This is a genomic window from Nocardioides aurantiacus, assembly GCF_003752505.1.
Lineage (GTDB): Bacteria > Actinomycetota > Actinomycetes > Propionibacteriales > Nocardioidaceae > Marmoricola > Marmoricola aurantiacus.
This window is the reverse complement of record NZ_RKHO01000001.1, coordinates 2,375,492-2,397,277: the sequence shown is the minus strand read 5'-3', so window position 1 is coordinate 2,397,277 and position 21,786 is coordinate 2,375,492. Positions and strand designations below refer to the sequence as shown.

Sequence of the window (21,786 nt, the reverse complement as noted above, 5' to 3'; positions counted from 1 at the left end):
AGCACCCGTGGTGTCATCGATGCTCGCCCTGCCCCCCACGTGAGGATCCACCGTGCCCCGAGGCCGACACAGCCTGGTGCCCACCACGTTCCGCGGACGCACCCTGGTGCTCGTGACCGCCCCGCTCGTCACCGTCGCCGTGGTCGCGACCGGCGTCGCCGCCGGCGACCCCGACCGTGCCACCGCCCCCGCGGGCGCCGCCATCAGCGCGCCCCAGCAGCAGCGGGTCGCCGAGCAGCCGACCGAGGAGCGCACCCTCGGCACCTCCCGCTCGCAGGAGCGCGTGCCGCTGGTCGACCAGCGGCCGCCGGAGGTCGCCCGCACCCTGTGGAGCACCGCCCCGCTCAAGATCCGCGTCAAGCCCACCGAGGGCAGCCGCTCGGTCGCCACGTTCCCCGAGGACCGTCGCATCGGCGTCACCGGTGAGCGCAAGCGCGGCTACGCCGAGGTCGTCTTCGACGAGCAGGCCCGCTGGGTGACCGCGTCGTACCTCAGCAAGAAGAAGGTCGTCGAGAAGGCCCCGGCGCCGGCAGCGTCCGGCGACTCCGCCGCCTCCGGTTCGAGCGGCACCGCCGCGGCGTCCGGCGTCAGCGGCGCCCCCTGCCCCGACGGGTCGGACCTCGAGGCCGGGCTGCAGCCCGCGGCCGTCAAGGTCTACCGCGCCGTGTGCAACGCCTTCCCCGAGCTCTCGGCCTACGGCGGCCAGGACGGCCACGGCGAGCACGTCAACGGCCAGGCCATCGACTTCATGGCCAGCGGCTCGCTCGGCGAGCGCGTCAAGGACTACCTGTACGCCAACCGCGCGGCGTTCGACCTGTTCGACATCATCTGGTCGCAGACCATCTGGACGATCGAGCGCTCCAGCGAGGGCTTCCGGTCGATGGAGGACCGGGGCTCGGCCACGGCCAACCACTTCGACCACGTGCACATCAAGGTCAACTGACCGACGCCGCGTCCGGCGGCGACCGGGGTGCTAGAACCCCAGGTCGCTGCCGCGCAGGCGGCGCACGCCGTCCGGCGGGCCGGCGAACCGCAGCCCGCGGTGCTGGTCGCGACCGAAGAGCAGCAGCGCGAGCTCGACGGGTTCCCCGGTGACCACCACCGGGTCCTGACCGGCGCGCAGCGTCGCGGTGCGGTCCTCACCGTCGTGGCCGGCGCCGGGCCAGCGCAGCTCGACGGGCACGCCCGCGGCGCGGACCAGGCCCTTGCCCGCCACCGCCAGCGACCTCCACACCGCCCGCTGCTCGGCCTCGGCCAGCTCGCGCGGCTCCCAGCCGGGCTGCGCCCGGCGGACGTCCTCGTGGTGGACCAGGAACTCCAGGCTGTTGGCGGCGCGGTCCAGGGCCGGCACCGCCGTCGGCGACCACAGCGGCGGCCCCCCGCGCACCCGCTCGACGAGGGCGGTGAAGTCCTGCCGGGCGAGGCGTCGCGAGGTGCGTGCGGTCAGCCCCGCGAGCGGCGGCACGACGATCCCCGCGGCACCGACCGGGTGACGCTCGCGCACCAGCAGGTGCACGACGAGGTCCTTCACGTCCCACCCGCCGCACAGCGTGGGGGCGGACTCACCTGCCTCGAGGGCGGAGTTGCACAGCGCGGCCCGTTCGGAACGGGACAGGGGTTCCATGCCAGGGATCCTAGGGCGGCGCCCGTCGCGCGGGGAGTGGATGCCGGTCGGCGATGTGCGGAATGTCGGGGGGCCTGCCTAGGGTTGGAGACCTTGTGTCGAGTCCCTCACCTGCCGCCGTCCCCGACGCGGCCTCCGCCGCCGGACCCGCCCCGGCGTCCCGCCCCCGACGGGCGGGCTCCAGCCTGGGGTCGGGCTTCCGTGTCCTCGGTGTCGCCATCCGGCGCGAGCCCTGGGTCTTCACCCTCTCCACGCTCGGGAGCGTGCTCTTCGGAGCGCTCACCGTGGCCGACGCCTGGGTGCTGGGGTGGGCCACGGACCACGTCCTCCTCCCGGCGTTCGACACCGGGACCACCACCACCCGGGGCCTGGTCGCCATCGTCGCGCTGTTCGTCGGGGTGGCCATCCTGCGGGCGGTCGGCATCGTCGCCCGGCGGCTCGGGGCCGGCATCATGCAGTACCGCATGCAGGCGGCCTACCGGCGCGAGGTGACCCGGCAGTACCTCACGCTGCCGATGTCGTGGCACGGCAAGCACCCGACCGGCGAGCTGCTGTCCAACGCCAACTCCGACGTCGAGGCGGCATGGGCGCCGATCGCGCCGCTGCCGATGGCGGTCGGCACGCTGGCGATGATGGTGATCGCGGTCGCCCAGATGCTGCTGACCGACCTGGTGATGGCCGTGGTGGGCCTGCTGGTGTTCCCCCTGGTGATGCTGGCCAACGTCGCGTTCCAGCGGCGCTCGTCGCCGATCTTCACGCGCATCCAGGCGCTGCGGGCCGAGCTGAGCGAGGTGGCCCACGAGTCGTTCGACGGCGGCATGGTCGTGAAGACCCTGGGCCGCGAGGAGCAGGAGACCGCGCGGTTCGCGGCCAAGGCCTCGGTGCTGCGCGAGGAGGGCATCCGGGCCGGGCGCATCCGCGCCGCCTTCGACCCGTTCCTGGAGGGCCTGCCCAACCTCGGCGTGCTCGCGGTGCTCGGCGTCGGCGCTGCCCGTGTCGGCTCCGGCGACGCCGGGGCGGGCGACGTCGTGACGGTCGCCTACCTGCTCACCATCGTGGCCTTCCCGATCCGCTCGATCGGCTGGCTGCTGGGGGAGTTCCCCCGGTCGGTCGTGGGCTACGACCGCGTCCACCGGGTGCTCGACGTCGTGAGCGAGACCTCCTACGGCACGACGCGGCTGGAGCCGTCGGCGTCCGGCGCCCGCCTCGAGGTCGACGCCCTGGACTACCGCCACGACCCGCAGCAGCGGCTGCTCGAGCAGCTGAGCTTCGACCTGGCCCCCGGGCGCACCGTCGCGGTCGTGGGCGCCACCGCGTCCGGCAAGACCACGCTGACCTCGCTGGTCACCCGCCTGGTCGACCCGGTCGCCGGCACGCTGCGGCTCGACGGCGCCGACCTGCGCGACCTGGCCCCCGGCGAGCTGGCCGAGCACGTCGCGCTGGTCCCGCAGAGCGCCTTCCTCTTCGACGACACCGTGCGCGGCAACGTCACGCTCGGCACCGAGGTGCCCGACGAGGAGGTCTGGGCGGCGCTGCGCACCGCCCAGGCCGACGGCTTCGTCGCCGCCCTGCCCCACGGCCTCGACAGCCGGCTGGGGGAGCGCGGCACCTCGCTGTCGGGTGGGCAGCGCCAGCGGCTCTCGCTGGCCCGCGCCCTGCTGCGGCGCCCGCGCCTGCTCGTCCTCGACGACGCCACCTCCGCGGTCGACCCGGAGGTCGAGGCCCGCATCCTGGCCGCGATCCGCCAGCGCGGCGGCGGCACCACGATGCTGGTCGTGGCCTACCGCAAGGCCACCATCTCCCTGGCCGACGAGGTGCTGTTCCTCGAGGGCGGCCGGATCACCGACCGGGGCACCCACGCCGAGCTGCTGACCCGCAACCCGGCGTACGCCCACCTGGTCAACGCCTACGAGACCGAGGTCCCCGGCGCGCCCGGGAGCCCGGGCGCCGAGCACGCCGAGGAGGTGTCGCGGTGAGCACGACGACCGACGAGCCGACCGCTCCCGAGGAGCTGACCTCGGCCGGCACCACGATGGACAGTGGCGAGGACATCGGGGCCTGGGCGACCATCCGCAGCGGCCTGCGGCACTCCCCGGAGCTGGCCCAGGGGTTCCGCGTCACCCTGCTGCTGGCCCTGCTCGGCACCGCCGGGCGCGTCGTGGTCCCGATCTCGGTGCAGCAGACCCTCGACCGGGGCATCAACGCCCCCGGCGGCATCGACTTCGGCTTCGTCTCGCTGATGGCGGCGCTCGCCGCGACCGCCATCGTCGTCACCGGGCTGTCGTCCTACCTCATGACGGCCCGGCTGTTCACCGCCGCCGAGCGTGGCCTGGCCACGCTGCGGGTCAAGGCGTTCCGCCACGTCCACGACCTGCCGCTGCTGACCCAGAACACCGAGCGCCGCGGTGCCCTGGTCTCCCGCGTCACCAGCGACGTCGACCAGGTCTCGCAGTTCGTCGTCTTCGGCGGCATCTTCGGCATCATCAGCGTCGGCCAGGTGCTGCTCGCCACCGTCGTGATGCTCGTCTACTCCTGGGAGCTCACGCTGCTCGTGTGGGTGGCGTTCGCCCCGCTGTTCATCTCGCTGCGCTACTTCCAGAAGCGGCTCTCCGCGGCGTACGGCGTGGTCCGCCGCTCGGTCGGCACGATGCTCTCGGTCATCTCCGAGCCCGTCGTCGGCGCCGTCACCGTCCGCAGCTACGCCATCGAGGGCCGCACCCAGGACCGCATCGACGACGCCATCCGGGTCAACCAGGTCGCGGCCACCCGGGCGCAGGGGCTCACCGCCGTCTCGTTCTCGCTCGGCGGGCTGTCCGCGGGCCTGGCCAACGCGGGGGTGCTCGTCGTCGGCATCCTGCTCGGCCTGGCCGGTGACATCACCTCGGGCCAGGTCCTCGCGTTCGCCTTCCTGGTGACCCTGTTCGTCGGCCCGGTCCAGATGGGCACCCAGGTGCTCACCGACGCCCAGAACGCCATCGCGGGCTGGCGCCGCGTGATCGGCATCCTCGACACCCCCGCCGACCTCGACGACCCCGGTCCGCGCGGCAGCTCGCTGCCGCGCGGGGCGATGGACGTCGCGTTCGAGGACGTCTCGTTCGGCTACCCGAGCGGGCCGCTCGTGCTGCGCGACGTCGACGAGCACCTCGCCTCCGGCAGCCGGGTGGCGGTCGTGGGGGAGACCGGCTCGGGAAAGACCACCTTCGCCAAGCTGCTCACCCGGCTGATGGACCCCACCTCGGGGCGGGTGCTGCTCGACGGCATCGACGTGCGCGAGGTCGAGTTCGCCTCGCTGCGCCGCCGGGTCGTGCTGGTGCCGCAGGAGGGGTTCCTCTTCGACTCCACGCTGCTCGACAACGCGCGCTACGGCGACCTCGACGCCACCCGCGAGCAGGTGCGTGCGGCGGCGACCGAGCTCGGGCTGGGCGACTGGCTCGACGGGCTGCCCCACGGGCTCGACACCCGCGTCGGCCAGCGGGGCGAGGCGCTCTCGGCCGGCGAGCGCCAGCTCGTCGCGCTGCTGCGCGCGCACCTCGCCGACCCCGACCTGCTGGTGCTCGACGAGGCCACCAGCGCCGTCGACCCGGCGCTGGAGATGCGGATCGCGCGCGCCCTGGAGCACCTGATGAGCGGACGCACCAGCGTCACCATCGCCCACCGCCTCTCCACCGCGGAGCAGGCCGACGAGGTGATCGTCTTCGACCGCGGCCGCGTCGTGCAGCGCGGCCACCACACCGTGCTGGTCGGGGAGCGCACCGAGGACGGCGCCCCCTCGGTCTACGCCCGGCTGCACGCGTCGTGGGTCGCGCAGCAGTCGCTGTGACCGGCCCGGGCGGGTCCGCGGATACTGGGGCGGTGAGCACTCCGTCCCCGACCCCGACCGACCCGTCTGCTGCGCCCTCCCTGGACCCCGCCGTGGCCGACCGGCTGCGCCGCAACGACCAGGGCCTGGTGCCCGCGGTGGTGCAGCAGCACGACACCGGCGAGGTGCTGATGCTCGGCTGGATGGACGACGAGGCGCTGCGCCGCACGCTCACCACCGGCCGCGGGACCTACTGGTCGCGCAGCCGCCAGGAGTACTGGGTCAAGGGCGAGACATCCGGCCACACCCAGCGGGTGGTCGAGGTGCGGCTGGACTGCGACGGCGACACCCTGCTGGTCAAGGTCGACCAGCACGGACCGGCCTGCCACACCGGCGACCGCACCTGCTTCGACGCCGCGCTGCTGCCGCTGACCGGCCCGACGGGGTGAGCACGCCCACGCCCGACCCGGCGGTGCCGCCGCGGTCCCGCAGGTCCCGGGGCGGCTTCGGGCCCGTGGTGCTGCTGGGCCTCGCCAGCGCCGCCCTCGCGGCGCTGGCGTGCTCGCGCCCCTGGGTGGCCCTGGAGGGCACCGGCGCCCGCGGCACGACCGACGGGGGAGCGCTCCCGGGCACCTCGGTGGCGGCCGACGCCGGCACGACGTACCCCCTCGCCTCGGCCGTCAGCCTCGTGCTGCTCGCTGCCTGGGGCGTGCTGCTCGTCACGCGGGCCCGGGTGCGCCGCGGCTTCGCGGTGCTCGCGGCCCTGGCCGCGGTCGGGCTGCTGGCCACGGTGGTCACCGGGGGACTCACCCTGCCGGGCACCGCGGGCGACGACCTCGCGACCTCCCTCGGCCGTCCCGGTGCCGCGGCCGGCCTGACCGGGTGGTTCTGGACCAGCCTCGTGGCGGCCGTCGTCGCCGTGGTCCCGGCGCTGGTCGCGGTGCGACGGGTGCCGTCCTGGCCCGAGATGGGCGCGCGGTACGACGCCCCGGCCGACGCGGCCGCCGCCGCCCGCGAGCGCGGCCCGGCCACCGAGCAGGAGCTGTGGAAGGCCCTCGACGAGGGACGCGACCCCACCGACCCCGAACGTGGCGTCGGCGACGAGGGCCGCGCCCCCTAGGATGGCGGGGTCGTCCCCCACCGACCCGAGGAGCTCCATGTCCGACAGCCACGGCAACACCCCGGCGGCCTGGACGGCCGTGACGATCGGGCTGCTCGCCTTCACCGTCGGCGGCATCGGGCTCGTCATCGGGAGCATGCTCGTCTTCTGGATCGGCGTCGCGCTGGCCCCGGTCGCGCTCGTCGCCGGCGCGGTGATGACCAAGGTCGGCCTCGGCGGCCGCGACCACAGCACCGAGCGTCAGGTCGACCGCGGTCGGGAGAAGGCGCACTGAGCCGGACGGGGCCCCTGGCGCCGCCGTCCTCCGACGTGCGTCCCGGTGAGGCACCCGGTCGTGCCCGACGCCTGCGGGCGCCGCTGCTCACCGCCGGCGCGGTCGGTCTGGCCGTCGCCGCGCTCGCGGTGCGCGACCCGCACACCCAGGGCAGCTGGGGCACCTGCCCCTACCTCGCGGCCACCGGCTTGTACTGCCCGGGCTGCGGCATCCTGCGAGGCGTCCACGACGTCGCCCACGGCGACCCTGGCGCCGCGCTGAGCAGCAACCTCGTCTTCTTCGGCCTCGTCGCCCCGGTCCTGGTCCTGGCCTGGGCGCTGTGGACGCGTCGCGCGTGGACCGGCCGTCCCCGCGCCGGGGTGCGCCCGGGGCGGGTCGCCCGCACCTCACTCGTCGTGGCGGCGGTGCTGCTGACCCTCGTCTTCACCGTGGCGCGCAACACCCCCCAGGGTGCGTGGCTCGCTCCCTGAGGGGTGTGGGTGGCGCTGGGTCAGGGAGCGGTCGGCATCTGGCCGAACCCACCGCTGACGCCGACGGCGTACAGGATCCAGACGATGATGCCGAGCACGATGCCGACGATGCCGAGGATGAAGCCGGCCTTGGCCATGCCGTCACCCTTCTGCGTGCCGTTGGACTCGCGGATCTGCTTGCGACCGATGAAGCCGGTCGCGATCGCGGCGATGCTCAGCACGAAGTAGTTGCAGCACAGCAGGCCGACGATGCCGGTGACCAGGGAGATGATCGCCAGGGGCGAGGTCTTGGCCGGCTGGGCGTAGCCGCCGGGGGCGCCGTAGCCGCCACCGGGGGGCGGCGGGGGAGGCGGGGTCTGTCCGTAGCCCTGCTGTCCGTAGCCCTGCTGGCCGGCGCCGGACTGGTCGTAGCCCTGCGAGCCGCCCTGGTCGCCGTAGGACTGGGAGCCGTAGCCGCCGCTGGTGTCGGGCGTGGGGTCAGGTCGCGGGTCAGGGTTGTTCCCCGACCCGGACGGGGGGTAGTCGCTGCTCATGACGAGGCCTTCCGATGGGTGGTCACGACGGGGTCAACCTATGTGATGGGCCGTGTGAGAACCTTGGTAATCGGATGGGTGTCGCGCCCCGGTGCCGCGTGGCGTCGGGCCCCGCGAACCGCCCCCCAGCGTCGTACGACGTCCGCTCCGCACCGAGAGGCCCCCGCATGTCCGTGCTCGACGACATCGTCGAAGGCGTGCGCGAGGACCTCGCCGTACGCCGCGGCGCCGTCCCGGAGTCCGTGCTGGTCGACGCCGCCGCCGAGCTGCCCGCGGCCCTGGACCCGATGCCCGCCTTCCGGGCACCCGGGCTGTCGGTGATCGCGGAGGTCAAGCGGTCCTCGCCCAGCAAGGGCGCGCTGGCCGACATCCCCGACCCGGCCGCCCTGGCTGCGGCGTACGCCGCCGGGGGTGCCGACGCGATCTCGGTGCTGACCGAGCAGCGCCGCTTCGGCGGCAGCCTCGACGACCTGCGCCAGGTGCGCGCCGCGGTGCCGACGCCGCTGCTGCGCAAGGACTTCGTGGTCACCGGCTACCAGCTGCTCGAGGCCCGGGCTGCCGGTGCCGACCTGGTGCTGCTGATCGTGGCGGCCCTGGACGACCCGCAGCTGCTCGACCTGCACCAGCAGGCCCGCGAGCTGGGCCTGACCGTGCTGACCGAGGTGCACGACGAGGCCGAGGTCGAGCGGGCGCTGGCCGTCGAGGCCACGCTCGTGGGCGTCAACGCCCGCAACCTCAAGACCCTCGAGGTCCACCCCGAGGTCTTCGGGCGGCTGGTCACCCGGCTCCCCGAGGACGTCGTCGCCGTCGCCGAGTCCGGGGTCTCCGGCCCCGACGACGCCGCCCGCTACGCCGCCGAGGGAGCACACGTCGTGCTCGTCGGCGAGGCGCTCGTGCGCGACGGCGACCCCCGCAGTGCCGTCGCGGCCATGCGTGCCGCAGCCCCAGGAGGCCCCCGATGAGCACCACCGTCCCCACACCCACCCCCGTGCGCTCGAACGGTCCGGACGAGGCCGGTCGCTTCGGCGACTTCGGCGGCCGGTTCATGCCCGAGGCGCTGATGGCCGCCCTCGACGAGCTGACCGCGGCCTGGCAGGACGCCATGTCCGACGCGACCTTCACCGACGAGTTCCACCGCATGCTCCGCGAGTACGCCGGGGTGCCCAGCCGGCTCTACGACGCGACCAAGCTCTCGGAGGTCGCCGGCGCCCGGATCCTGCTCAAGCGGGAGGACCTCAACCACACCGGTGCCCACAAGATCCGCAACGTCCTCGGCCAGGCGCTGCTGACCAAGCGGATGGGCAAGACGCGCGTCATCGCCGAGACCGGCGCGGGCCAGCACGGCGTCGCCACGGCCACCGCGGCGGCGTACCTCGGGCTGGACTGCACCGTCTACATGGGCGAGGTCGACACCCAGCGCCAGGCGCTCAACGTCGCCCGGATGCAGCTCCTCGGCGCCGAGGTGATCCCGGTGACCTCGGGCGCACGCACCCTCAAGGACGCCATCAACGAGGCCATCCGCGACTGGGTCTCCAGCGTCGAGCACACGGCGTACTGCTTCGGCACGGCCGCCGGACCGCACCCCTTCCCCGCGATGGTGCGCGACTTCTGCCGCAGCATCGGCGACGAGGCCCGCGAGCAGACCCTGGAGCTGACCGGCGCGCTCCCCGACGCCGTGCTCGCCTGCGTGGGCGGTGGCTCCAACGCGATCGGCATCTTCACCGCGTTCCTCGACGACGAGGGCGTCGACCTGCTCGGCCTCGAGCCCGGCGGCGACGGGGTCGACACCCCGCGCCACGCCGCGACCATCCACGCCGGCCAGGTCGGCGTGCTGCACGGCGCGCGCACCTACGTGCTCCAGGACGAGGACGGCCAGACCGTGGAGTCGCACTCCATCTCGGCCGGGCTCGACTACCCGGGGGTCGGCCCGCAGCACGCCCACCTCGCCGACATCGGCCGGGCGACGTACCGCCCGGTCACCGACACCGAGGCCATGGACGCGATGGCGCTGCTCTCGCGCACCGAGGGCATCATCCCGGCCATCGAGTCCGCGCACGCGATCGCGGGCGCGCTGCAGCTGGCCGCCGAGCGCCCGGGCTCCACGCTGCTGGTCAACCTCTCCGGTCGCGGCGACAAGGACATGGGCACCGCCATCGAGTGGTTCGGCCTCGGCCAGACCACGCCCGAGGGCACGCCGGAGCAGGCGGACCAGGAGCAGATCGCCGAGGGCGCCAAGTGAGCACGGCGCGGGCCTTCGCCGCCGCGCGCGCCGAGGGCCGCGCGGCCCTGGTGGGCTACCTCCCGGCCGGCTTCCCCGACGTCGAGGGCGCGGTCGAGGCCATCGGCGTGATGGTCGAGCACGGCTGCGACGTGATCGAGATCGGGCTGCCCTACAGCGACCCCGTGATGGACGGGCCCACGATCCAGGCGGCCGCGCAGCAGGCGCTGGAGGCGGGTGCCCGCACCACCGACGTGTTCCGCACCGTGGAGAAGATCGCGGGCCTCGGCGTCCCCACCGTGGTGATGACCTACTGGAACCCCGTCGAGCGCTACGGCGTGGAGCGGTTCGCCGCCGACCTGGCCTCGGCCGGCGGCGCCGGGCTCATCACGCCCGACCTGACGCCCGACTCGGGCGAGGCCTGGATCGCGGCCGCCGACGCCCACGACCTGGACAAGGTCTTCCTGGTCGCGCCGTCCTCGACCGAGGCCCGCCTCGCCTACACCACCGACGCCTGCCGTGGCTTCGTCTACGCCACCGCCGTCATGGGGGTCACCGGGGCGCGGGCCACCAGCTCCGACCTCGCCGAGCCGCTCGTCACCCGCACCCGGTCGGTGACGGACCTCCCCGTGGGCGTCGGGCTGGGGGTCTCCGACGGCGCGCAGGCCGCGGAGGTCGCGTCGTACGCCGACGGCGTGATCGTGGGCTCGGCGTTCGTGCGCGCGCTGCTCGACGCCCCCGACCGCCGCACCGGCCTGGACCGGCTCGCGACCCTCACCGCCGACCTCGCCGCGGGCGTGCGCCGTGGCTAGGCGCGGGCACCGCGGGACCCTCGCCCTGGCCGGCGCGGCCACCGCGCTGACCCTGCTGCTGAGCGGCTGCGGCGGCGCCGGCGACACCGGCGCGCCCGTCACCGGCATCACCACCAACGACGACGACGGCTACCGCGGCATCGGGATGGGGCAGGACGCCTACCGCGTCCCGGAGGTGGCGGGACTGACCGACACCGAGGGCCGCCCCTTCGACCTCGCGACGCAGGACGAGCGCACGCTGGTGTTCTTCGGCTACACCAAGTGCCCCGACATCTGCCAGGTCGTGATGAGCACCATCGCCTCGGCGGTGGCCAAGCTGTCACCGGAGGACAAGGCGCGGCTGCAGATGGTCTTCGTGACCACCGACCCCGCCCGGGACACGCGGGAGGTGCTGCGCACCTACCTCGACCGCTACGACCCCTCCTTCGAGGGCGTGACCGGCTCGCTCGCCGACGTCGTCGCGCTGGGCAAGCCGATGGACATCCTCGTCGAGAAGGGCCGCAAGCTGCCCAGCGGCGGCTACGAGGTCGACCACTCCACCGTCGTGATCTCGGTCGAGGGCGGCCGCGGCGACCTCGTGTGGACCGGCGCCACCTCGCCCTCGGACATGGCCGCCGACCTGGAGAAGGTGCTCCAGGAGGACGCGGGATGAGCCTGGAGGCGCTCCAGCTGCTCCCGCTGTCGATCCCCAGCCCCTCCCAGGGCGTCTGGCACCTCGGGCCGGTCCCGATCCGGGCCTACGCGCTGTGCATCATCGCGGGCGTCGTGGCGGCGATCTGGCTCGGCGACCGCCGGTGGGTCGCCCGTGGCGGCCGCCAGGGCCAGGTCGGCGACGTCGCCCTCTGGGCCGTCCCGGCCGGCGTGATCGGTGCCCGGATCTACCACGTCGCCACCGACCACGAGCTCTACTTCGGTCCTGGTCGCGACCCGTGGGGGGCGCTGGAGATCTGGAACGGCGGCCTCGGCATCTGGGGCGCGATCTCCGGCGGTTTCCTGGGCGCGTGGCTCTACTGCCGCCGCCAGGGCATCCTCGTGCGCCCGTTCGCCGACGCGCTGGCGCCAGGGCTGCTGCTGGCCCAGGCCATCGGCCGCCTCGGCAACTACTTCAACCAGGAGCTCTACGGCCGGCCCACCACGCTGCCGTGGGGCCTGGAGATCGACCCGGTCAACTGGCCCAGCGGCGCGAGCTTCGCCGAGGGCACCACGTTCCACCCCACGTTCCTCTACGAGCTGCTGTGGAACCTCGCCGGCGTCGTGCTCATCGTCGCGCTCGACCGCCGCTACCGGCTCGGCCGCGGCCGGGTCTTCGCGCTCTACGTGATGGTCTACACGGCCGGGCGCGGCTGGATCGAGACGCTGCGCATCGACACCATCGAGCTCGACGACGTGCTCGGCCTGCGCTGGGGCGTGTGGATGTCGATCGTGCTGTTCGTCGCCGCGGCGGCCTACTTGGTGGTGGTGGGGCGCCGCCACCGCGGCGAGGACGCCCGCGAGGCCAGCCCCTACCGCGACGGGGCGCCCGACCGGTCCCACGCACCGTCCTGACCTCGGGCCGGCCCCGGCCCCTGGGGTAGGCTCGCCGCACCGCATGGGCCAATGTCGTCCCAGCACCAGCATGCTCACCACCGCCGCACCCACGCGGAGCCGCCGGAGCTCGACGCCCCCGGCCGGACTCGCGCGCGTGCCGCGACCGACGACGGGAGAGGGCACCGTGCAGGCAGTCCCACCGCCCCAGGGCCTCTACGACGGCAACCACGAGCACGACGCCTGCGGCGTCGCCTTCGTGGCCACCATGACCGGGGTCCCCAGCCACGAGATCGTGCACCAGGCGCTCACCGCGCTGCGCAACCTGGACCACCGCGGCGCCGCCGGCGCCGAGGTCAACTCCGGCGACGGCGCGGGCATCCTGATGCAGGTCCCGGACCGCTTCTTCCGCGAGGTCGTCGACTTCGAGCTGCCCGGCAAGCACGCGTACGCCGTGGGCACCGCCTTCCTGCCCGGTGACGCCGACGCCGTGGCCGCCACCCGCGCCCGGATCGAGGAGATCGCCGTCGAGGAGGGCCTGAAGGTCCTCGGCTGGCGCGAGGTCCCAACGGACCCCGCCTCCCTCGGCCGCACGGCGCTGGACTGCATGCCCACCTTCAGCCAGCTGTTCGTGGCCTCGACCGGCCGCCTGCTCGGCCTGGGCCTGGAGCGGCTGGCCTTCTGCCTGCGCAAGCGGGCCGAGAAGGAGACGGACGTCTACTTCCCGTCGCTGTCGAGCCGCACCATCGCCTACAAGGGCATGCTCACCACCGACCAGCTCGACCACGTCTTCCCCGACCTCGTCGACGAGCGGGTGGAGAGCTCGATCGCGGTCGTGCACTCCCGGTTCTCGACCAACACCTTCCCCAGCTGGCCGCTGTCGCACCCGTTCCGGTTCATCGCCCACAACGGCGAGATCAACACCGTCATGGGCAACCGCAACTGGATGCGGGCCCGCGAGGCGCTGCTGAAGTCCGACCTGATCCCGGGCGACCTGGGCCGGCTGTTCCCGATCTGCACGCCCGGCGCCAGCGACTCGGCGTCCTTCGACGAGGTGCTCGAGCTGCTGCACCTCGGGGGCCGCAGCCTGCCGCACTCGGTGCTGATGATGATCCCGGAGGCCTGGGAGAACCACACCGAGATGAGCGCCACCCAGCGCGCCTTCTACGAGTTCCACTCCGCCCTGATGGAGCCCTGGGACGGCCCGGCCTGCGTGGTGTTCACCGACGGGTCGCAGGTCGGCGCCGTGCTCGACCGCAACGGTCTGCGCCCCTCTCGCTACTGGGTCACCGACGACGGCCTGGTCGTCCTCGCCAGCGAGGTCGGCGTGCTCGACATCCCGCAGTCCAAGATCGTGCGCAAGGGCCGGCTGCAGCCGGGCCGGATGTTCCTGGTCGACACCGAGGAGCACCGCATCGTCGAGGACGACGAGGTCAAGGAGGCCCTGGCCGCCGAGCACCCCTACGACGAGTGGCTGCACGCCGGGCTGATCAAGCTGCCCCAGCTGCCCGACCGCGAGCACGTGATCCACTCCCACGCCTCGGTCACCCGCCGCCAGCAGATCTTCGGCTACACCGAGGAGGAGCTGCGCGTCATCCTCACGCCGATGGCCAACACCTCGGCCGAGCCGATCGGCTCGATGGGCACCGACACCCCGGTCGCGGTGCTCAGCGACCGGCCGCGGCTGCTCTTCGACTACTTCGCGCAGCTCTTCGCCCAGGTCACGAACCCGCCCCTGGACGCGATCCGCGAGGAGCTCGTCACCAGCCTCAACGGCACCATCGGGCCCGAGGCCAACCTGCTCGACCCGACGCCGGCGTCCTGCCGGCAGGTGGTGCTGCCGTTCCCGGTGATCACCAACGACGAGCTGGTCAAGATCCGCCACATCAACCGTGACGGCGACATGCCCGGCTTCATCGCCCACGTCTCGCGCGGCCTCTACGAGGTCGAGGGCGGGGGAGAGGCGCTCGCCGCGCGGCTCCAGGAGATCTGCGAGGAGGTCAGCGCCGCGATCGCCGAGGGCGCCCGGGTGATCGTGCTCTCCGACCGCCACGCCGACGCCACCAAGGCGCCGATCCCGTCGCTGCTGATGACCGCCGCGGTGCACCACCACCTGGTGCGCGAGAAGACCCGCACCCAGGTCGGCCTGGTCGTCGAGGCCGGCGACGTGCGCGAGGTCCACCACGTCGCGCTGCTCATCGGCTACGGCGCGGCCGCGGTCAACCCCTACCTCGCCATGGAGACCGTGGAGGACCTCGCCCGCGACGGGTTCTACGTCAAGGTCGAGCCCGAGAAGGCCGTGGCCAACCTGGTCAAGAGCCTGGGCAAGGGCGTGCTGAAGGTGATGTCCAAGATGGGCGTCTCCACCGTCGCGTCGTACACCGGGGCGCAGATCTTCGAGGCGCTCGGTCTCTCCCAGGAGCTGGTCGACCGCTACTTCACCGGCACCACCTCCAAGCTCGGCGGCATCGGGCTCGACGTGGTCGCCGAGGAGGTCGCCAAGCGGCACCGCGTGGCCTACCCGGTCGGCGGCATCGCCCCGGCGCACCGCGAGCTCGAGGTCGGCGGCGAGTACCAGTGGCGCCGCGAAGGCGAGCTGCACCTGTTCGACCCCGAGACGGTGTTCCGGCTGCAGCACTCCACCCGGGCCGGCAAGTACGACGTGTTCAAGCAGTACACCTCCCGGGTCAACGAGCAGTCCGAGCGGCTGCTGACCCTGCGCGGGCTGTTCCGCTTCAAGGACGGCGACGCCACCGGACGGCAGCCGATCGACATCTCCGAGGTCGAGCCCGTCGAGGCGATCGTGAAGCGCTTCTCGACCGGCGCCATGTCCTACGGGTCGATCTCGCAGGAGGCCCACGAGACGCTGGCGATCGCGATGAACCGGCTGGGCGGCAAGTCCAACACCGGCGAGGGCGGCGAGGACGCCGAGCGGCTGCACGACCCCGAGCGGCGCTCCTCGATCAAGCAGGTCGCCTCGGGCCGGTTCGGCGTCACCTCGGAGTACCTCACCAACGCCGACGACATCCAGATCAAGATGGCGCAGGGCGCCAAGCCGGGCGAGGGCGGCCAGCTGCCCGGCCACAAGGTCTACCCCTGGGTGGCCAAGACCCGCTACAGCACGCCCGGCGTGGGTCTGATCTCGCCGCCGCCGCACCACGACATCTACTCCATCGAGGACCTCGCCCAGCTGATCCACGACCTGAAGAACTCCAACCCCTCGGCGCGCGTGCACGTCAAGCTCGTCGCCGAGGTCGGGGTCGGCACGGTCGCGGCGGGCGTGTCCAAGGCGCACGCCGACGTGGTGCTCATCTCCGGGCACGACGGCGGCACCGGCGCCTCGCCGCTCACCTCGCTCAAGCACGCGGGCGGTCCCTGGGAGCTCGGCCTGGCCGAGACCCAGCAGACGCTGCTGCTCAACGGGCTGCGCGACCGGATCGTGGTGCAGACCGACGGCCAGCTCAAGACCGGCCGCGACGTCGTCGTGGCGGCGCTGCTGGGTGCCGAGGAGTACGGCTTCGCCACCGCGCCGCTCGTGGTCTCCGGCTGCGTGATGATGCGGGTCTGCCACCTCGACACCTGCCCGGTGGGCGTGGCGACGCAGAACCCCGTGCTGCGCGAGCGCTACACCGGCAAGGCGGAGTACGTCGTCAACTTCTTCACCTACATCGCCGAGGAGGTGCGCGAGCTGCTCGCCGAGCTCGGGTTCCGCACGCTCGACGAGGCCATCGGCCGCGCCGACGTGCTCGACTCCACCGAGGCGGTCAACCACTGGAAGGCGGCCGGTCTCGACATCGCGCCGATCTTCCACGTGCCCGAGCTGCACGAGGACGAGGCGCGCCACCACGTCCGCCCGCAGGACCACGGCCTGGAGAAGGCGCTCGACAACGAGCTGATCCGGCTCAGCGCCGACGCCCTCGAGCGCGGCGAGCCGGTCCGGGCCCAGGTCGCGGTGCGCAACGTCAACCGCACGGTCGGCGCGATGCTCGGCCACGAGGTGACCAAGCGCTACCGCGGCGAGGGGCTGCCCCACGGCACCATCGACATCACGCTGCTCGGCTCGGCCGGCCAGTCCTTCGGTGCGTTCGTCCCGCGGGGGATCACGCTGCGCCTGGAGGGCGACGCCAACGACTACGTCGGCAAGGGGCTCTCGGGCGGCCGGATCGTCGTACGCCCGGACCGTGAGGTCGCCTTCGACCCGAGCAAGCACATCATCGCGGGCAACACGATCGCCTACGGCGCCACGTCGGGGGAGATCTTCATCCGCGGTGGCGTCGGCGAGCGCTGCGCCGTGCGCAACTCCGGCGCCCACCTGGTGACCGAGGGCGTGGGCGACCACGGCTGCGAGTACATGACCGGGGGCCGCGTCGTGGTCCTCGGCAAGACCGGTCGCAACTTCGCCGCCGGCATGAGCGGCGGCGTGGCCTGGGTGCTCGACCTCAAGGACTTCCGGGTCAACCAGGAGCTCGTCGAGCTCGGCCCGGTCACCGAGGACGCCGCGCTCGAGCTCGAGGCGCTGGTGCGTGCCCACGCCGACGAGACCGGCTCCCAGGTGGCGCAGGACCTGCTGGACGACTGGGAGCAGTCGCTGACCCGCTTCACCGAGGTGATCCCGCGCGACTACCGCGTGGTGATGGAGGCCAAGGCCAAGGCCGAGGCCGACGGGCTGGACGACCGCGAGATCGCGAACAAGATGATGGAGGCCCTCCATGGCTGACCCCAAGGGGTTCCTCAAGGACGGGCGCCAGGTCGCGGACCGGCGCCCCGTCGAGGAGCGCACCAAGGACTGGAACGAGGTCTACCCCGGTGGACCCGGACGCGCGCTGCTGCCGATCATCAGCACCCAGGCCGGGCGCTGCATGGACTGCGGCATCCCGTTCTGCCACCAGGGCTGCCCGCTGGGCAACCTGATCCCGGAGTGGAACGACCTGGTCTGGCGCGACGACTGGGACGCCGCCATCGAGCGGCTGCACGCGACCAACAACTTCCCGGAGTTCACCGGTCGGCTGTGTCCTGCCCCGTGCGAGACCGCGTGCGTGCTCGGCATCAACCAGGACCCCGTGACCATCAAGAACGTCGAGGTCGCCATCGCCGACCGCGCCTGGGAGTCCGGCGCCGTCCGGCCGCAGCCCCCGGAGTGGCTGACCGGGCGCACCGTGGCCGTCGTGGGCTCCGGGCCGGCAGGTCTCGCCGCCGCCCAGCAGCTCACCCGTGCCGGCCACACGGTCGCGGTCTACGAGCGGGCCGACAAGATCGGCGGCCTGCTGCGCTACGGCATCCCCGAGTTCAAGATGGAGAAGAAGGTCCTCGACCGCCGTCTGGACCAGATGCGCCGCGAGGGCACCGTCTTCCGGGCGGGCGTCGCCGTCGGTGAGAACCTCACCGGCCAGCAGCTGCGCGAGCGGTACGACGCGGTGGTGCTCGCCATGGGCGCCACCGAGCCCCGCGACCTCGACCTCCCCGGTCGCGACCTCGCCGGCATCCACCAGGCGATGGAGTTCCTGCCGCAGTCCAACCGCACCGCGCTCGGCGAGGAGGTCGAGGGCCAGATCCACGCCGGCGGCAAGCACGTCGTGATCATCGGCGGCGGCGACACCGGCGCGGACTGCCTCGGCACCTCGACGCGTCACGGAGCCGCGTCGATCACCCAGCTGGAGATCATGGACCAGCCCGGTGAGTCCCGTCCGGCCAACCAGCCGTGGCCGACGTACCCGATGACCTTCCGGGTCTCCTCGGCCCACGAGGAGGCCGGCGACCGCGTCTACTCGGTCTCCACCCAGGAGTTCCTCGGCGACGACGCGGGCCACGTCCGCGCCCTGCGCCTGGTCGAGGTCCACTTCGTCGACGGGGAGTTCGAGGAGGTCGAGGGCAGCGAGCGCGAGATCCCGGCCGACCTGGTGCTCTTCGCGATGGGCTTCACCGGCCCCGAGAAGCCGGGCCTGGTCGAGCAGCTCGGCGTCGAGCTCGACGGCCGCGGCAACGTGGCCCGCGACAACGGCTACCTCTCCTCGGTCGAGGGTGTCTTCGTGGCCGGTGACGTCGGCCGCGGCCAGTCGCTGATCGTGTGGGCCATCGCCGAGGGGCGTGCGGCCGCGGCCGCGGTCGACGCCTACCTCGCCGGGTCGACCAACCTGCCGGCGCCGATCCCCCCGACGGAGCGGCCGCTCACCGCGTGACGACGCGAGCCTGACGGGGCCGACCGGCCCCGTCAGGTCCGGTCGGGCCCCTGCGTCGTACGTCGGCCTTGGAACGTTCAAGTGCGGCCCGCTAGGGTCGGTGCGTGCGGAGAGCAAAGATCGTGTGCACCCTCGGCCCTGCGACCCAGAGCCTGGAGAAGATCCGGGAGCTGGTCGCCGCGGGCATGGACGTCGCCCGCATGAACCTCTCCCACGGGTCCTACGAGGACCACGAGGAGGTCTACCGCAACGTCCGGCGGGCCGCCGACGAGTCCGGCCATGGTGTCGGCGTCTTCGTCGACCTGCAGGGCCCCAAGATCCGGCTGGCCAAGTTCGCGGCCGGGTCCGCACAGCTGACCAAGGGCCAGGCCTTCACGATCACCACCCGCGAGGTCCCGGGCGACGGCCAGGTGGCCGGCACGACGTACGCCGGTCTGCCCGGCGACGTGGGCCCCGGCGACCAGGTCCTCATCGACGACGGCAAGGTCCGCCTGCGGGTCACCTCCGTGGAGGGCCAGGACGTCCACACCGAGGTCGTCACCGCGGGGCGGGTGAGCAATCACAAGGGCATCAACCTGCCCGGCGTGCCGGTGAGCGTCCCGGCGATGTCGGAGAAGGACATCGCCGACCTCCGGTGGGCGCTGCACCTCACCGTCGACTTCATCGCGCTGTCCTTCGTCCGCAACGCCCAGGACGCCGAGGACGTCCGCGCGATCATGCGCGAGGAGGGCGTGATGCTCCCCGTCATCGCCAAGATCGAGAAGCCCCAGGCGATCGACAACCTCGACGAGGTGGTCAAGGCCTTCGACGGCTTCATGGTCGCGCGCGGCGACCTCGGGGTGGAGTGCCCGCTCGAGGACGTGCCGTTCCTGCAGAAGCGCGTGGTCGAGAAGGCCCGCCGCAACGCCAAGCCCGTGATCGTGGCCACCCAGATGCTCGAGTCGATGATCAACAACCCCGCACCGACCCGCGCGGAGGCCTCCGACGTCGCCAACGCCGTCCTCGACGGGGCCGACGCGGTGATGCTGTCGGGCGAGACGAGCGTGGGGGAGTACCCCATCGAGACGGTCGAGACGATGGCCCGGATCATCAGCTCCACCGAGAACCACGAGCTGCACCACATGGCCGCCATCGACTGGCAGCCCCGCACCCGCGGCGGCGTGATCGCCAAGGCCGCCGCCGAGGTCGCCGAGCGGATCGGGGCGGCGTACCTCGTCGCCTTCACGCAGAGCGGTGACTCCGCGCGCCGGCTCGCCCGCTACCGCGGTGCCATCCCCGTGCTCGCCTTCACCCCCGAGGCGCGGGTGCGCTCGCAGCTGTCGATGACGTGGGGCGTGGAGACGTTCAAGACCGACGCCGTGGAGCACACCGACGAGATGGTGCGCCAGGTCGACGAGCAGCTGCTGAAGATCGGCCGCGTCGCCGAGGGTGACCTCGTCGTCATCATCGCGGGCAGCCCGCCCGGCATCCCCGGCTCGACCAACGCGCTGCGCATCCACCGGATGGGCGACGCCATCAACGAGGTCGCGCCGGCGTACCGCCGCTGAGCCTGCACCACCGCTGGCGTGCCCCGGGTGGGACTCGAACCCACACTGGACGGTGTTTGAGACCGCTTCCTCTGCCGATTGGGATACCGGGGCGCCTGCCGTCCGAGCGTCACGCTCGTGAGCAGGGAGACGCTATCCCACAAGCGGGCCGGGTCACCGGTCCAGCCCAGTGGTGTCCGGTTTGTCCACAACCCCTGCGGGTTCGTCACAACTCGGTCACGAGGTACGCGCGGCGCTGCCGCCCGACCAGCACCGGAACCTATGTTGTGCTCACTCCGGTGGCCTCACGCGTGGTGGGTGCGCTCTCTCCCGGAGCCTGAATCCCGATCACGGAGGTCCCATGTACCGTCCCAACCGCCTTACCCGACTCGCGGTCCTCGCGGTCGCCGGCTCGTTCGCGGTCTCCGCGTGCGGCAGCAGCGACAGCGACAGCGGCAGCGGCGGCAGCTCCGACGAGGGCTCCTCGGCGGAGAAGAAGGGCACGCAGCTCTACTTCGTCGATGGCAACACCGCCAACTACTCCGAGGACTTCGACCCCGGCACCCTCAAGGGCGTCAAGGCGACCTACCCCGGTGCCGAGCTGGGCGACGAGTTCCGCGAGCGCCTCCTCGGCGTCAACAAGGACCTCAAGGACTTCACCTACGGTCCCGAGTCCTACGACGCGACCATCGTGACCGCGCTGGCCGCGATCGCCGCGGACAACGACTCCGGGAAGGCGATCGCCGGCGAGATGGCCACCGTCTCCGGCGAGGGCGAGAAGTGCACCGAGTTCAAGCAGTGCGCCGACCTGCTCGCCGACGGCACCGACATCGACTACGACGGCGTCTCGGGTCCCCTCGACCTGAACTCCACCGGGTCGCCCTCGGCCGCCACCATCGGCATCTTCGAGTACGGCGAGGACAACAACTACTCGAACCTCGACTTCATCACCGGCGAGATCCCCGACGAGGCCGACGTCAAGGCCAACCAGAAGGTCTCCGGCGGCGCCGGCCAGGGTGACGGCACCCTGACCATCGGCACCCTGCTCCCGGCGACCGGTGACCTCGCGTTCCTCGGCCCCCCGGAGTTCGCGGGCGTCGACCTCGCGGTCCAGGAGATCAACGAGGGCGGCGGCGTCCTCGGCAAGGACGTCAAGCAGGTCAAGGCCGACTCGGGTGACGGTTCGCCGAACATCGCCCCGTCGGAGACCGACAAGCTGCTCCGCGGGAAGGCCGACGCCATCGTGGGCGCCGCGTCCTCCTCGGTGTCCCTCTCGGTGATCGACAAGATCACCGGCGCGGGCGTCCTGCAGATCTCCCCGGCCAACACCTCGACGGCGTTCGACACCTACGCCGACAAGGGCCTGTACTTCCGCACCGCTCCCTCGGACGTGCTGCAGGGCCAGGTCATGGCGCAGACGCTGTCCTCGGACGGCTACCAGAACGTCGCGATCCTCGCCCGTCAGGACTCCTACGGCGAGGCGCTGGCCAACAACGTGGAGAAGTTCTTCACCGAGTCCGGCGGCAAGATCGTGGCCAAGACCCTCTACGACGCCAACGCGGCCAACTACACCGCCGAGGTCGAGGAGATCAAGGGTCAGGACCCCGACGCCATCGTGCTGATCGCGTTCGACGAGACCAAGAAGATCGTCCCCGAGCTGATCAAGGCCGGCATCGGCCAGAACGGCTGACCCACCCCGCACCACACCAC

General features: G+C 72.8%; 18 protein-coding genes and 1 tRNA gene. 16 read left to right on the top strand and 3 right to left on the bottom strand.

Translation table 11 applies throughout. The annotated features are described in order from the left end of the window. Positions 1–52 precede the first annotated feature (52 nt). A complete protein-coding gene (locus EDD33_RS11435; RefSeq protein ID WP_148077058.1) occupies positions 53–943 on the top strand; it encodes a VldE C-terminal domain-containing protein in 891 nt (296 codons plus the stop codon). A gap of 30 nt (positions 944–973) precedes the next feature. Here EDD33_RS11435 and EDD33_RS11430 read toward each other — a convergent pair whose 3' ends face one another. After that, positions 974–1,624: a TIGR03085 family metal-binding protein gene (locus tag EDD33_RS11430; protein WP_123390954.1), complete on the bottom strand. Its 651-nt coding sequence runs from the start codon at positions 1,622–1,624 to the stop codon at positions 974–976. Positions 1,625–1,719: 95 nt separating this feature from the next. Here EDD33_RS11430 and EDD33_RS11425 point away from each other — a divergent pair, with 95 nt between their 5' ends. The 6 genes from EDD33_RS11425 to EDD33_RS11400 are packed head-to-tail and all read left to right on the top strand — an operon-like array spanning position 1,720 to position 7,287. Beyond that, positions 1,720–3,600, top strand: coding sequence for an ABC transporter ATP-binding protein (locus tag EDD33_RS11425; protein WP_342773616.1), 1,881 nt, complete (start codon positions 1,720–1,722; stop codon positions 3,598–3,600). Next, entirely contained in the window at positions 3,597–5,444 is a 1,848-nt protein-coding gene (locus EDD33_RS11420) for an ABC transporter ATP-binding protein (protein ID WP_342773615.1), read from the top strand. Before EDD33_RS11425 ends, EDD33_RS11420 begins: the two co-directional genes overlap by 4 nt. 32 nt (positions 5,445–5,476) lie before the next feature. Next, entirely contained in the window at positions 5,477–5,872 is a 396-nt protein-coding gene (gene hisI, locus EDD33_RS11415) for a phosphoribosyl-AMP cyclohydrolase (RefSeq protein WP_123390950.1), read from the top strand. Continuing rightward, positions 5,869–6,543 (top strand): Trp biosynthesis-associated membrane protein, encoded by a 675-nt coding sequence (locus EDD33_RS11410; RefSeq protein ID WP_170169792.1) that lies wholly within the window; start codon positions 5,869–5,871, stop codon positions 6,541–6,543. The genes hisI and EDD33_RS11410 overlap by 4 nt, the downstream gene beginning before the upstream one ends. Before the next feature lie 37 nt (positions 6,544–6,580). Beyond that, entirely contained in the window at positions 6,581–6,817 is a 237-nt protein-coding gene (locus EDD33_RS11405; RefSeq protein ID WP_123390947.1) for an HGxxPAAW family protein, read from the top strand. A gap of 35 nt (positions 6,818–6,852) precedes the next feature. Further along, a complete protein-coding gene (locus EDD33_RS11400) occupies positions 6,853–7,287 on the top strand; it encodes a DUF2752 domain-containing protein (RefSeq protein WP_123390946.1) in 435 nt (144 codons plus the stop codon). Between the two features lie 20 nt (positions 7,288–7,307). On the opposite strand, the gene EDD33_RS11395 is transcribed toward EDD33_RS11400, so the two are convergent. Next, positions 7,308–7,820 carry a DUF4190 domain-containing protein gene (locus EDD33_RS11395; RefSeq protein WP_123390944.1) on the bottom strand — a complete coding sequence of 171 codons (513 nt, stop codon included), beginning with the start codon at positions 7,818–7,820 and terminating at the stop codon, positions 7,308–7,310. A gap of 167 nt (positions 7,821–7,987) precedes the next feature. On the opposite strand from EDD33_RS11395, the gene trpC reads away from it, so the two are divergent. From trpC to pyk, 8 genes are all read left to right on the top strand, one after another. Beyond that, a complete protein-coding gene (gene trpC / locus EDD33_RS11390) occupies positions 7,988–8,782 on the top strand; it encodes an indole-3-glycerol phosphate synthase TrpC (protein WP_123390943.1) in 795 nt (264 codons plus the stop codon). Beyond that, the gene (gene trpB, locus EDD33_RS11385; RefSeq protein WP_123390941.1) at positions 8,779–10,059 is read left to right on the top strand and encodes a tryptophan synthase subunit beta; all 1,281 of its coding nucleotides are present in this window, start codon (positions 8,779–8,781) and stop codon (positions 10,057–10,059) included. Before trpC ends, trpB begins: the two co-directional genes overlap by 4 nt. After that, entirely contained in the window at positions 10,056–10,850 is a 795-nt protein-coding gene (gene trpA / locus EDD33_RS11380) for a tryptophan synthase subunit alpha (RefSeq protein WP_123390939.1), read from the top strand. Before trpB ends, trpA begins: the two co-directional genes overlap by 4 nt. Continuing rightward, positions 10,843–11,502: an SCO family protein gene (locus tag EDD33_RS11375; RefSeq protein ID WP_123390937.1), complete on the top strand. Its 660-nt coding sequence runs from the start codon at positions 10,843–10,845 to the stop codon at positions 11,500–11,502. Before trpA ends, EDD33_RS11375 begins: the two co-directional genes overlap by 8 nt. Further along, complete coding sequence (lgt, locus tag EDD33_RS11370; RefSeq protein ID WP_123390935.1) at positions 11,499–12,395, top strand: prolipoprotein diacylglyceryl transferase; 897 nt, start codon at positions 11,499–11,501, stop codon at positions 12,393–12,395. Before EDD33_RS11375 ends, lgt begins: the two co-directional genes overlap by 4 nt. Before the next feature lie 247 nt (positions 12,396–12,642). Next, a complete protein-coding gene (gene gltB, locus EDD33_RS11365) occupies positions 12,643–17,091 on the top strand; it encodes a glutamate synthase large subunit (protein WP_246003666.1) in 4,449 nt (1,482 codons plus the stop codon). Beyond that, complete coding sequence (locus tag EDD33_RS11360; RefSeq protein ID WP_123390932.1) at positions 17,084–18,550, top strand: glutamate synthase subunit beta; 1,467 nt, start codon at positions 17,084–17,086, stop codon at positions 18,548–18,550. The genes gltB and EDD33_RS11360 overlap by 8 nt, the downstream gene beginning before the upstream one ends. 104 nt (positions 18,551–18,654) lie before the next feature. Next, positions 18,655–20,097 (top strand): pyruvate kinase, encoded by a 1,443-nt coding sequence (gene pyk / locus EDD33_RS11355; RefSeq protein WP_123390931.1) that lies wholly within the window; start codon positions 18,655–18,657, stop codon positions 20,095–20,097. A 19-nt stretch (positions 20,098–20,116) separates the two neighbouring features. On the opposite strand, the gene EDD33_RS11350 is transcribed toward pyk, so the two are convergent. Next, positions 20,117–20,190: transfer RNA gene (locus EDD33_RS11350), tRNA-Leu, on the bottom strand. A 247-nt stretch (positions 20,191–20,437) separates the two neighbouring features. Here EDD33_RS11350 and EDD33_RS20550 point away from each other — a divergent pair. Continuing rightward, positions 20,438–21,766: an ABC transporter substrate-binding protein gene (locus EDD33_RS20550; RefSeq protein WP_246003476.1), complete on the top strand. Its 1,329-nt coding sequence runs from the start codon at positions 20,438–20,440 to the stop codon at positions 21,764–21,766. The last annotated feature ends 20 nt before the right edge of the window (positions 21,767–21,786 follow it).

What these genes read in the sequence shown, in the direction of transcription:
- EDD33_RS11360 (WP_123390932.1), top strand. Translation starts at nt 17,084, where the DNA reads ATGGCTGACCCCAAGGGGTTCCTCAAGGACGGGCGCCAGGTCGCGGAC.
- EDD33_RS11405 (WP_123390947.1), top strand. Translation starts at nt 6,581, where the DNA reads ATGTCCGACAGCCACGGCAACACCCCGGCGGCCTGGACGGCCGTGACG.
- EDD33_RS20550 (WP_246003476.1), top strand. Translation starts at nt 20,438, where the DNA reads ATGTACCGTCCCAACCGCCTTACCCGACTCGCGGTCCTCGCGGTCGCC.
- lgt (WP_123390935.1), top strand. Translation starts at nt 11,499, where the DNA reads ATGAGCCTGGAGGCGCTCCAGCTGCTCCCGCTGTCGATCCCCAGCCCC.
- trpC (WP_123390943.1), top strand. Translation starts at nt 7,988, where the DNA reads ATGTCCGTGCTCGACGACATCGTCGAAGGCGTGCGCGAGGACCTCGCC.
- EDD33_RS11395 (WP_123390944.1), bottom strand. Translation starts at nt 7,820, where the DNA reads ATGAGCAGCGACTACCCCCCGTCCGGGTCGGGGAACAACCCTGACCCG.
- trpB (WP_123390941.1), top strand. Translation starts at nt 8,779, where the DNA reads ATGAGCACCACCGTCCCCACACCCACCCCCGTGCGCTCGAACGGTCCG.
- gltB (WP_246003666.1), top strand. Translation starts at nt 12,643, where the DNA reads ATGACCGGGGTCCCCAGCCACGAGATCGTGCACCAGGCGCTCACCGCG.
- EDD33_RS11430 (WP_123390954.1), bottom strand. Translation starts at nt 1,624, where the DNA reads ATGGAACCCCTGTCCCGTTCCGAACGGGCCGCGCTGTGCAACTCCGCC.